Annotated in this window: 7 protein-coding genes and 1 pseudogene; 6 read left to right on the forward strand and 2 right to left on the reverse strand. The window is 65.2% G+C overall.

The window, feature by feature from the left end; translation table 11 throughout:
* Positions 1-19 precede the first annotated feature (19 nt).
* The 4 genes and pseudogenes from prpC (at position 20) to G4G31_RS11780 (ending at position 8,246) form a co-directional block, all read left to right on the forward strand.
* Positions 20-1,171 carry a 2-methylcitrate synthase gene (prpC, locus tag G4G31_RS11765; protein WP_182991551.1) on the forward strand — a complete coding sequence of 384 codons (1,152 nt, stop codon included), beginning with the start codon at positions 20-22 and terminating at the stop codon, positions 1,169-1,171.
* A 12-nt stretch (positions 1,172-1,183) separates the two neighbouring features.
* Positions 1,184-3,784, forward strand: a complete 2,601-nt coding sequence (acnD, locus tag G4G31_RS11770) for a Fe/S-dependent 2-methylisocitrate dehydratase AcnD (RefSeq protein ID WP_182991552.1) — start codon at positions 1,184-1,186, stop codon at positions 3,782-3,784.
* Between the two features lie 225 nt (positions 3,785-4,009).
* A pseudogene (gene prpF / locus G4G31_RS11775) lies at positions 4,010-5,202 on the forward strand (2-methylaconitate cis-trans isomerase PrpF).
* Between the two features lie 293 nt (positions 5,203-5,495).
* Positions 5,496-8,246, forward strand: coding sequence for an EAL domain-containing protein (locus tag G4G31_RS11780; protein ID WP_229425553.1), 2,751 nt, complete (start codon positions 5,496-5,498; stop codon positions 8,244-8,246).
* Positions 8,247-8,268: 22 nt separating this feature from the next.
* Here the strand turns inward: G4G31_RS11780 and xth are convergent, their stop codons facing one another.
* A complete protein-coding gene (xth, locus tag G4G31_RS11785; RefSeq protein ID WP_182991554.1) occupies positions 8,269-9,033 on the reverse strand; it encodes an exodeoxyribonuclease III in 765 nt (254 codons plus the stop codon).
* A gap of 449 nt (positions 9,034-9,482) precedes the next feature.
* On the opposite strand from xth, the gene G4G31_RS11790 reads away from it, so the two are divergent.
* Positions 9,483-9,827 (forward strand): hypothetical protein, encoded by a 345-nt coding sequence (locus tag G4G31_RS11790; RefSeq protein ID WP_182991555.1) that lies wholly within the window; start codon positions 9,483-9,485, stop codon positions 9,825-9,827.
* Positions 9,828-9,838: 11 nt separating this feature from the next.
* Entirely contained in the window at positions 9,839-10,030 is a 192-nt protein-coding gene (locus G4G31_RS11795; protein ID WP_182991556.1) for a DUF1653 domain-containing protein, read from the forward strand.
* Positions 10,031-10,377: 347 nt separating this feature from the next.
* Here G4G31_RS11795 and G4G31_RS11800 read toward each other — a convergent pair whose 3' ends face one another.
* Positions 10,378-11,874, reverse strand: a complete 1,497-nt coding sequence (locus tag G4G31_RS11800; protein WP_182991557.1) for a leucyl aminopeptidase — start codon at positions 11,872-11,874, stop codon at positions 10,378-10,380.
* Between the last annotated feature and the right edge of the window lie 7 nt (positions 11,875-11,881).

The raw sequence follows: 11,881 nt of genomic DNA on the forward strand, positions 1-11,881 counted from the left end.
CACTGAATTGGAGATCGACATGACTGAACAAGCCCCAGCATTCAAGCCAAAAAAATCCGTTGCCCTGTCGGGCGTTGCCGCCGGTAACACGGCCCTGTGCTCTGTCGGTAAATCGGGCAACGATTTGCACTACCGCGGCTACGACATCCTGGACGTGGCCGATTCCTGCGAATTCGAAGAGATCGCCTACCTGCTGGTGCACGGCAAGCTCCCGACCGCCGCCGAACTGAAGGGCTATAAAGCCAAGCTGAAGATGCTGCGCGGCCTGCCGCACGCGGTCAAGCTGGCGCTGGAAGCGCTGCCGGCCGGCAGCCACCCGATGGACGTGATGCGTACCGGCGTCTCCGCGCTGGGCTGCGCGCTGCCGGAAAAGGACGACCACAATATCGCCGGCGCGCGCGACATCGCCGACCGCCTGATGGCCTCTTTCGGCTCGATGCTGCTGTACTGGTACCACTTCAGCCATAACGGCCGCCGCATCGAAACGGAAACCGACGACGACTCGATCGGCGGGCACTTCCTGCACCTGCTGCATGGCACCGCGCCATCGGAAGAGTGGGTGAAGGCGATGCACACCTCGCTGATCCTCTACGCCGAGCACGAGTTCAACGCCTCTACTTTTACCGCACGCGTCATCGCCGGCACCGGTTCCGATATGCACTCGGCCATCACCGGCGCCATCGGCGCGCTGCGGGGCCCGAAACACGGCGGCGCCAACGAAGTCGCCCTCGACATCCAGAAGCGCTACGAGAACGCCGACGAAGCCGAAGCGGACATCCGCAACCGCGTCGCCAACAAGGAAGTCGTGATCGGCTTCGGCCACCCGGTCTATACGATTTCCGACCCGCGCAACAAGGTCATCAAGGAAGTGGCGCGCTCGCTGTCGCAGTCGGCCGGTTCGATGAAGATGTTCGACATCGCCGAGCGCCTCGAGTCGGTGATGTGGGAAGTCAAGAAGATGTTCCCGAACCTGGACTGGTTCTCGGCCGTCTCGTATCACATGATGGGCGTGCCGACCGCGATGTTCACGCCGCTCTTCGTCATTTCGCGTACCTCGGGCTGGGCCGCGCACATCATCGAGCAGCGCATCGACAACAAGATCATCCGCCCGAGCGCGAACTACGTCGGTCCGGAAGACCTGGCCTTCGTGCCGATCGCCGATCGTAAATAACCGAGTTTTAGAATGAACAACGCCTACCGCAAACCCCTGCACGGCACGGTGCTTCACTACTTCGACGCGCGCGAAGCCGTCGACAGTATCGAAGCCGGTGCTTGGGACAAGCTCCCCTACACCTCGCGCGTGCTAGCCGAAAACCTGGTGCGCCGCTGCGAGCCGATGGCGCTCGTGCCGTCCCTGAAACAGCTCATCGAACGCAAGCGCGACCTCGATTTCCCCTGGTACCCGGCGCGCGTGGTCTGCCACGACATCCTCGGCCAGACGGCCCTGGTCGACCTGGCCGGCCTGCGCGACGCCATCGCGCTGGAAGGGGGCAACCCCGCGCTGGTGAACCCGGTGGTGCCGACCCAGCTCGTCGTCGACCATTCGCTGGCCGTCGAGTGCGGCGGCTTCGATCCGGACGCGTTCGAAAAGAACCGCGCCATCGAGGACCGCCGCAACGAAGACCGCTTCCACTTCATCGACTGGACCAAGAAGGCCTTCCAGAACGTCGACGTGATCCCGCCGGGGAACGGCATCCTGCACCAGATTAACCTCGAGCGCATGTCGCCCGTGATCCAGGTGAAGGACGGCGTCGCCTTCCCGGATACCCTGGTCGGCACCGACTCGCACACCCCGATGGTCGATGCGCTGGGCGTGATCGCCATCGGCGTGGGTGGCCTGGAAGCGGAAAGCGTGATGCTGGGCCGCGCCTCGTACATGCGCCTTCCGGACATCGTCGGCGTCGAACTGACCGGCAAGCCGGGTCCCGGCATCACCGCCACCGACGTCGTGCTGGCGCTGACCGAGTTCCTGCGCAATGCCAAGGTCGTGTCGACCTACCTCGAGTTCTACGGTGAGGGCGCATCGAACCTGACCCTGGGCGACCGTGCGACGATCTCGAACATGGCGCCGGAATTCGGCGCCACCGCCGCGATGTTCTACATCGACGAGCAGACCATCAAGTACCTGAAACTCACCGGCCGCGAAGACGAGACCGTGAACCTGGTCGAGCTGTATGCGAAGGAAACGGGCCTGTGGGCCGATGCGCTCACGACCGCCGAATACGAGCGCGTGCTGCGTTTCGACCTCTCGACCGTGGTGCGCAACATCGCCGGCCCGTCGAACCCGCACAAGCGCGTGCCGACCTCGGAACTGGCGGCGCGCGGCATCGCCGGCGTGGTGGAAAACGAACCGGGCCGCATGCCCGATGGCGCCGTCATCATCGCGGCCATTACCAGCTGCACCAACACGAACAATCCGCGCAACATGGTCGCGGCGGGCCTGCTGGCGCGTAACGCCAACGCCCGCGGCCTGCTGCGCAAGCCCTGGGTGAAATCCTCGCTGGCGCCGGGCTCGAAAGCCGTGTCGCTCTACCTGGAAGAAGCGGGCCTGCTGCCGGAGCTGGAAAAGCTGGGCTTTGGCGTCGTCGCCTTTGCCTGCACCACCTGCAACGGCATGAGCGGCGCGCTCGACCCCGTCATCCAGCAGGAGATCATCGAGCGCGATTTGTACGCGACCGCCGTCCTGTCGGGCAACCGCAACTTCGACGGCCGCATCCACCCGTATGCGAAACAGGCCTTCCTGGCCTCGCCGCCGCTGGTGGTGGCCTATGCGATTGCCGGCACCATCCGCTTCGACATCGAGAAGGACGTGCTGGGCGTGGACGCCAACGGCCAGCAGGTGACCTTGGCCGACATCTGGCCGAGCGACGAGGAAATCGACGCCGTCATCGAACAGAGCGTGAAACCCGAGCAGTTCCGCAAGGTGTACACGCCGATGTTCGCGCGCGTGGCCGACGATGGCGAAGCCGTCAGCCCGCTGTACGACTGGCGCGAGATGTCCACTTACATCCGCCGTCCGCCGTACTGGGAAGGCGCGCTGGCCGGCGCCCGCGCCTTGTCCGGCATGCGTCCGCTCGCGGTCCTGGGCGACAACATCACGACCGACCACCTGTCGCCGTCGAACGCGATCATGATGGATTCCGCCGCCGGCGAATACCTGTTCAAGATGGGCCTGCCGGAAGAGGACTTCAATTCCTATGCCACCCACCGCGGCGACCACCTGACGGCCCAGCGCGCGACGTTTGCCAACCCGACCCTGAAGAACGAGATGGTGCGCAATCCCGACGGGACCGTGCGCGCGGGTTCGCTGGCACGCATCGAACCCGAAGGCCAGGTGACGCGCATGTGGGAAGCCATCGAAACCTACATGGAGCGCAAGCAGCCGCTGATCGTGATCGCCGGCGCCGACTACGGCCAGGGTTCCTCGCGCGACTGGGCGGCCAAGGGCGTGCGCCTGGCGGGCGTGGAAGCGATCGTCGCCGAAGGCTTCGAGCGCATCCACCGCACGAATCTGGTTGGCATGGGCGTGCTGCCGCTGGAGTTCATGCCCGGCGTGAACCGCTTGAGCCTGGGCATCGACGGTACCGAGACCTTCGACGTGATCGGCGAACGCACGCCGCGCGCGACGCTCACCCTCGTGATCAATCGTCGCGATGGGCAGCGTGTCGAGGTGCCGGTGACCTGCCGCCTCGATACGGCGGAAGAGGTGTCGATCTACGAGGCGGGCGGCGTGCTGCAGCGCTTCGCGCAAGACTTCCTGGCGTCGTCGAAAGTCGCGGCGTAATCCGGACGTTTTCGAGGGCGATTATTTTCCGCCCGTGACGATGTTCGGCGCACATAAGCGCGTGGGCACGGAGTGCCCACCCTACGGGCGGCGGATCGGCTTTAACGACACTGCCACACGCGTTCGTCATTGTAGGGTGGGCACTCTGTGCCCACGCGGGACCAGCGTCACACCGGCCACGCACGGCGAATCGTCGCCCGCATCATCAAACAGGACCACGAACACATGGCACATACTCCCCAAATCAAAATCCCCGCCACCTACATGCGTGGCGGTACCTCGAAAGGTGTGTTCTTCCGCCTCGACGACCTGCCTGAAGCGGCCCGCGTGCCGGGCGCGGTGCGCGACGCGCTCTTGCAACGCGTGATCGGCAGCCCCGACCCCTACGGCAAGCAGATCGACGGCATGGGCGGGGCGACGTCCAGCACCAGCAAGACCGTGATCGTCTCGAAGAGCACCCGTCCCGGCCATGACGTCGACTACCTGTTCGGCCAGGTCTCGATCGACAAGCCTTTCGTCGACTGGAGCGGCAACTGCGGCAACCTGTCCTCGGCGGTGGGCTCGTTCGCAATCAATGCAGGCCTGGTCGCGGACCTGCCGCAAAACGGCATGGCGACCGTACGCATCTGGCAGGCCAATATCGGCAAGACCATCGTCGCCCACGTGCCGGTGACGAATGGCGAAGTGCAGGAAACGGGCGACTTCGAACTCGACGGCGTGACCTTCCCGGCCGCCGAAGTGGCGCTCGAATTCATGGACCCGGCAGCGGACGAGGAGGGTGGCGGTGGAGCGATGTTCCCGACCGGGAACCTGGTCGACGACCTCGAGGTTCCAGGCCTGGGCGTCGTCAAGGCCACCATGATCAATGCCGGCATCCCCACCATCTTTGTGAACGCCGCCGACATCGGCTATACCGGCACCGAACTGCAGGATGCGATCAATGGCGATCCGCGCGCGCTGGCGCTGTTCGAAACCATCCGCGCCCACGGCGCCGTGCGCATGGGCCTCATCAAGCATGTCGACGAGGCGGCCAAGCGCCAGCACACGCCGAAGGTCGCCTTCGTGGCGCCGCCCGCGGGCTATACCTCGTCGAGCGGCAAGGAAGTGGCGGCCGCCGACATCGACCTGCTGGTGCGTGCACTCTCCATGGGCAAACTGCACCACGCGATGATGGGCACGGCGGCGGTCGCCATCGGTACGGCTGCCGCGGTGCCGGGCACGCTGGTGAACCTCGCGGCGGGCGGCGGCAAGCCGGGCGCGGTACGCTTCGGCCACCCATCCGGCACGCTGCGCGTGGGTGCCGAGGCGGTCGAGAAGAACGGCCAGTGGAGCGTCACCAAGGCGGTGATGAGCCGCAGCGCGCGCGCGTGCTGATGGAAGGCTGGGTGCGCGTGCCGGGCGAGGTGCTCGGCGCCTAGCACACAGCCGTCCAGGGGCCCTGCAGCAGCCGGGTCGGCGCCATCTGTGCGCCGGCCCGGCTTTTTTTTGTCTATACAGGCCCTTTACCCATCCCTCATGGTTTATCATTGGGCAACTTTTTGTGGCCGATGGGGCCACGCGCACGGAACTACCCCTGATGGACCGAATTTCAAGCAAACCCGCCGGCATCGCCGAGGCCCGGACCTGATTGCGGCACCCGCCTGTGCCTGCGACGCCGGGGGCCTCGTTTTCGCCGCCAATGCCGCCATGGCCACCCCTCAGCGGCAGGCCGGTGGAAGGGCGCGCGCTGCCCGAGCTGTTTGCCGGGCGCGCCGCCCGGATTGCCGCGATCGAGCTGCGCAAATCGATGCGGCGCGAACGCGCATGGCAGGCCGTGCTGGCGACGCAGGGCGGCGACCGGGCGGTCCAGGTCAGTTCCTGGCCCCTGCCTCAAGGGAGCGGCGCGCCAGGTGCGACCTTCGTCTTCCATGACATGACGGCGCGCGAAGCGCAAGCCTCGGCCTTGCGCACCACCGTGCTCGAGCAGAAGGCCATCCTCGATCACGCGCCGCTCGGCATCGGCTTCACCAAGGCGGGCGTGCTCATGGAATGCAACGTGCATCTGGCCGACATGGTCGGCTATCGCGTCGCCGACCTGGTCGGGCGCGACCTCGGCACGATGTTCCCCTCCAGCCCCGACTTCCAGCACCTGCGCGACGAGGCGCTGGGGGCGCTGGCGCAGGGCGGCATCTACGAAAAGAGCGAATACCCTTTCCGCCGCCGCGACGGCTCCCTGTTCTGGGCACGCTTGCGCGCCAGTGCCGTGGTGCCGGGACGGCGCGAGGCCGGCATCGTCTGGACCGTCGAGGACATCGGCGAGAAATTCCAGGCCCAGCGCGAGCTGCAGGCGTTGATGGACAACGCCTCGCTGGCGATCATGTTCACGCGCGCGCAGCGCGTCAAGCGCTTCAACGCGGGCTTCCTGGCCCTGTTCGGCTACAGCGCGGCCGAGAGCGTCGACCTGCCCGTGCAGCAGCTGCATCCGGACGCGGACGCGTTCGCGCGCATGGCGGCAGCCTCGTACCCGCTGTTCGCGCAGGGGCGCACCTACGAGGACGAAGCCGAAGTCGCGCGCAAGGACGGCACCCGCGTCTGGGTCAAGGTGATCGGCTACGCCGTCGATCCGGATGACCTGGACCAGGGCTATGTCTGGATCGTCGAGGACCGCTCGCGCCAGAAGCGCGACGAGCAGTCGCTGCGCGAGGCGCTGCTGGAGAACCAGGCCATCCTCGATACCGCGGTACTGGGCATCGCCGTGGTCGAGAACGGCCGCACGCTGCATTGCAACCGCAAGATGGAAGAGCTGTTTGGCTGCGTACCCGGCCAGATCCAGGGCGCCAGCGTGCGCTCGCTGTATCCCGGCGTGGACGGCTGGCTGGCGGCGCGCCAGGAGACTGCGCGCGACTTTTCAAATGGACGCGTCAGCGTCGGCGAGCACCTGCTGGTGCGGCGCGACGGCACGACTTTCTGGGGGCGCCTGTCGGGACGGCCCTTCGACCTGGACGACCCGCACGGGCGCAGCCTGTGGCTGGTCGACGATGTCACCGCCCAGCGCGCGGCGGCCGAGGAAGTGCGGCGCGCGCGCGACGAACTCGAGGTGCGCGTGGCCGAACGCACGGCCGAACTGGCGGGCGCGAATGCGCTGCTGCAGGAAGAAATCCTCGAGCGGCGCCAGGCCGAGGCGCGCGTGCACCACATGGCCTACCACGACAGCCTGACCGGCCTGCCGAACCGCGCGCTGCTGGCCGACCGCCTCGAGCGCGCCATCCTCGCGGCAACGCGCAACGATGCTCGCCTGGCCGTGATGTTCATCGACCTCGACCGCTTCAAGACGATCAACGATTCGCTCGGCCACGCGACCGGCGACTTCCTGCTCAAGGAAGTCGCCGGCCGGCTGTGCCGCGCGGTGCGTGCCAGCGACACCGTGGCACGCCTGGGCGGAGACGAGTTCGTGGTGCTCATTCCAGGCGTGCATGGGATCGAAGAGTGCAGCCAGGTCGGCGACAAGATCATCGAGGCGCTGGCCGCGCCGATCCGCTTCGAAGGCCGCAGCCTGCACATCTCGCCCTCGATCGGCATCTGCGTCTATCCGGACGACGGCGGCGACGTCGACATCCTGATGCGCCATGCCGATGCGGCCATGTACCACGCCAAGGCGGCCGGCCGCAACAACTACCAGTTCTTCACCCAGAGCCTCGATGGCGCGGCAACCCGCCGCTTCGAGCTGGAAACGAGCCTGCGCCGCGCGCTCGAGAACGGCGAATTCGAGCCCTTCTACCAGCCGATCATGGACATGGGCACGAACCGCGTGCACGCGCTCGAGGTCCTGCTGCGCTGGCGCCGTCCCGGCCTTGGCCTGGCGCTGCCGGACGAGTTCATCCCCATCCCGGAAGAAAACGGCATGATCGTGCCGGTCGGCGAATGGGTAATCCGGCGCGCCTGCGAACAGAGCATGGCCTGGCAGCGCGCCGGCCTGCCGGCGGTGCCGCTGGCGATCAACCTGTCGGCGCGCCAGTTCATGCACAAGGCGCTGGTGGCCTCGATCCGGCGCATCGTCGACGAAACCGGAATCGACCCGAGCCTGGTGGAGTTCGAGATCACCGAGACCGCGCTGATGCAGCACGGCGAGCAGACGCTCGAGATCCTCGGCCAGATCAACCGCATGGGCATGGCGCTGTCGATCGACGACTTCGGCACGGGGTATTCCAGCCTGGCCTACCTGAAGCGCTTCCCGGTCAGGAAGATCAAGATCGACCGCGCCTTCATCCGCGAGCTCGAGGCCAGCAGCGAAGACCGGGCGATCGTCGCCGCCGTGATGGCGCTGGCGAACAGTTTGCAGCTGCGCGTGGTGGCCGAGGGCGTCGAGACCGAGGAACAACTGGCGCTGCTGCGCACCTACGGCTGCCAGTACGTGCAGGGCTGGCTGTTCGCGCGCGCGCTCGACAGCGAGGCGGCGCAGGCGCTGCTGAGCGCGCAATCGTAAAGCCGGCGCGCCGGCGCCGGGATCAGGCGAGCGTCGCGATGACGGGCGTGTGATCCGACGGCTGCTCCCACTTGCGCGGTTCGCGGTCGATCTCGCAGGCGGTGCAGCGCGCGGCCAGGGCGGGCGAGAGCAGGATGTGGTCGATGCGTAGGCCGCGGTTGCGGCGGAAACCCATCATGCGGTAGTCCCACCAGCTGTACTGCTTCTCGGGCTGCTCGAACAGGCGGAAGGCGTCCACCAGGCCCAGGCCAATCAGCGCCGTCATGGCCGCGCGCTCGCGCTCGGAGCAGTGGATCTTGCCTTCCCATTCGGCCGGGTCGTGCACGTCGCGGTCCTCGGGGGCGATGTTGTAGTCGCCCAGCAGGGCCAGTTGCGGGTGCTGGCGCAGTTCGTCCTCCAGCCACGCATGCAGCGCGTCCAGCCAGGCCATCTTGTAGACATACTTGTCCGAGTCGACCGCCTGGCCGTTCGGGATGTAGGCGCAGACGAAACGCACGCCCTCGACTGTCGCAGCGATGATGCGCTGCTGCTCATCTTGATACCGCGGGTTGTTCCGGACCACATCCTGGAGCGGCGCCTTCGACAGGATGGCCACGCCGTTATAGGTCTTCTGGCCGCTGAAGGCGACGTGGTAACCGGCCGCGTTGATTTCCGCGAGCGGAAATTTATCGTCGGTGAGCTTCGTTTCCTGGAGGCAGAGCACGTCCACCGGACTGGTTTCCAGCCAGCGCAGCAGGTGCGGCAGACGGACTTTCAGGGAATTGACGTTCCAGGTTGCTATTTTCATGTAAATATTCGGTCGTGAGAGGAGAGTCAGGCGTGTTGCATTGGTGCGCAGTATCGATGCTGGCGCCAGATCGTGCAACTTTTCGCAAGTTTTGCGGCCTGCATTCCATCTTGTTATTCGATTTGTATATATATGCGACCAGAAATGATCGCGTAACAAGTTTGTGGTTTAAAATCTATTGTCCGGAGTACAAATTTCTATTTACCGGTAGCGAGAAGTAACAGTTACGGTGTAGCATGTCACATTCCCTAAATATTACCTTTAGGGAATATCCGGTTGTATTTGCATAACTCGCGATGTAATATTTCGATCAGGCGGCATGTGCCGCTACCACCGCCGCGGTGCGCACGATTGGCTTCATGCGTGCATGGCTTTTGCGGTGAATGGTACTATGGTGAAATATTGCTGTATCGATAGCGAGTATTTGTACCCATATGAAAAGGACAGAGATGCGCAGTGCATTTGAAGCATGGGCCCAACGCGATGGCCACATCGTTCGTCGCCGTGAAGACAAGCCCGAGGAATACCTCGTCTACGAAACCCAGCGCCGCTGGGTGATCTGGCAGGCAGCATTGGCACACGGTGCCAAGGCCGCAGGCGAGACCTCGTCGAAATTCGCCGGCGAGGGCGAGGTCAAGGCAATCCAGCCGGACGAAGCAGCGGTACGCAATCGCGTGCTCAACGAAGTCCTGGACGCATTCAGCGACCTCGACGAGAGCGCCGGCATGGAAGGCGTGCTGAAGGTCATCCAGGGCCTGAAGAAGAAGCAGAAGGCCACGGCCGAGCAGGCCTGAATCGAGCACGCTTGATCAAGTATCGTCACTACAAGGGCGGTCTGTACGAGCTGGTCTGCGAGGCCACGCTCGAGGCCGACCTGACGCCGATGATCATCTACCGCGCACACGACGGCTCGATCTGGGCCCGCCCGAGGGCGGTGTTCTTCGAGCTCGTCGAGGTCGACGGCAAGCAGGTGCCGCGCTTCGCGCAGGTAGACTAGCATCGCGGGCCGGCTTTGCCCGGCCTGGGTGGCGTGACATTTAATTTCATTGCTGAGCCGCATCTGAAATAATATTTCAGCTGCGGCCTTCTCGCGTCCGTAGGGTGGGCTCTTGAGCCCACGCGGTATGGTACCGTCGCGTTCTCCGGTATTGGCCGAAGTCCGTGCAGACGGCACGCAGGTTCAGCACCTGCAGTCGAGTTCGGCGTTCGATACGCAGCCGAACCATACCGCGTGGACACAGGTGTCCACCCTACGGTTCTCCCTGTTCGCCTTGCCGGGCCGACGGTGACACCAAAAAAAACGGGCCGCTTTCGCGGCCCGGTTTCATTCCCGGCTCAAACCAATCACACGCGGTTCATCAGGAAAGTCGTCAGCAGCGGCACCGGACGCCCGGTCGCGCCCTTGGCCGCGCCGCTCTTCCACGCCGTACCCGCGATATCCAGGTGGGCCCAGGTGTAGTTGCGGGTGAAGTTCTCCAGGAAGCAGGCCGCCGTGATCGAGGCGCCGCCAGGCGTGCCGATGTTGGCCAGGTCCGCGAAGTTCGACTTGAGCTGCTCGTTGTAGATCTCGCCGATCGGCAGGCGCCATGCGCCGTCGCCGGTTTCCTTGCCGGCGTCCAGCAGTTCGTCGGCCAGGGCGTCGTGGGCGGCGTCGTGGCGGGTGAACAGGCCGCTGTTGTGGTGGCCCAGCGAGACGATGCAGGCGCCGGTCAGCGTGGCGATGTCGACGACGGCCGCCGGCTTGAAGCGCTCGGCGTAGGTGAGGGCGTCGCACAGGATCAGGCGGCCTTCGGCGTCGGTGTTCAGGATTTCGATGGTCAGGCCGTTCATGGCGGTGACGATGTCACCCGGCTTGGTGGCGCGGCCCGACGGCATGTTCTCGCAGGCGGCGACGATGCCGATCACGTTCAGCTTCAGGCCCATCTCGCCGATGGCGCGGAAGGTGCCCAGCACCGACCCGGCGCCGCACATGTCGTACTTCATTTCGTCCATGCCGGGGCCTGGCTTGATCGAGATGCCGCCGGAATCGAAGGTGATGCCCTTGCCGACCAGGACCACGGGCGCGTCCTTCCTGCCGCCGCCCATGTGCTTGAGGACGATGAACTTCGGTGCTTCCTCGCTGCCCTTGGCCACGGCCAGGAAGGAACCCATCTTCAGTGCTTCGAGCTGCTTGCGCTCGAGGACTTCGATCTCGAAATTGAAGTCGTCGGCGAGCTTGCGGGCGACGTTGGCGAGGTAGGTCGGGGTGCAGACGTTCGGCGACAGGTTGCCCAGTTCGCGCGTCAGGTTCATGCCGTTGGCAATCGCGATCGCTTGCGCCAGCGCGGCCTTCGTTTGCGGCGCGGCCAGCGGCATCGCCACGGTGACCTTGCGCACGCCGGTGGAGACCGGATCCTTCTTGCTCTTTTGCGCGTCGGTGCGGAACTCGCCTTCGGTGGCGGCCAGCACAATGCTGCGCAGCGCCCACTCGGGTTCACGCTCTTTCACTTCCGTCATCGGAAATGCGATAATGGCATCTGCCGCACCCAGCGACGCGAACGCCTTGAGCGTGGCGTTGACCGCGGAAGTAAAGGACTTTTCGCTTACCGCCTCATCGGCGCCCATCCCGACCAGCAGCACGCGCGCCGCAGCCACGCCGGCCACGCCACGCAGCAGCAGGGTCGAGCCAGGCTTGCCGGAGATGTCGCCCGACTTCAGTGCCGCGGTGATCTCGCCGGTTTGATCGAGGGCTTTTGCAGCCTGCGACAGTTTCTTGTTTTCGAACACCGCCACTGCCAGGCAGCCGGTCTTGGCTGCGGTCAGGGTGTTTTTTGCGTCGAATGCTTTTATGCTAAAGTCCATTTGATTC

This window comes from Massilia sp. Se16.2.3, assembly GCF_014171595.1.
Taxonomy (GTDB): domain Bacteria; phylum Pseudomonadota; class Gammaproteobacteria; order Burkholderiales; family Burkholderiaceae_D; genus Telluria.

Excerpts from the sequence above, each read along its gene's own strand:
- prpC (WP_182991551.1), top strand. The coding sequence starts at position 20 with ATGACTGAACAAGCCCCAGCATTCAAGCCAAAAAAATCCGTTGCCCTG.
- acnD (WP_182991552.1), top strand. The coding sequence starts at position 1,184 with ATGAACAACGCCTACCGCAAACCCCTGCACGGCACGGTGCTTCACTAC.
- xth (WP_182991554.1), bottom strand. The coding sequence starts at position 9,033 with ATGAAAATAGCAACCTGGAACGTCAATTCCCTGAAAGTCCGTCTGCCG.
- G4G31_RS11790 (WP_182991555.1), top strand. The coding sequence starts at position 9,483 with ATGCGCAGTGCATTTGAAGCATGGGCCCAACGCGATGGCCACATCGTT.
- G4G31_RS11800 (WP_182991557.1), bottom strand. The coding sequence starts at position 11,874 with ATGGACTTTAGCATAAAAGCATTCGACGCAAAAAACACCCTGACCGCA.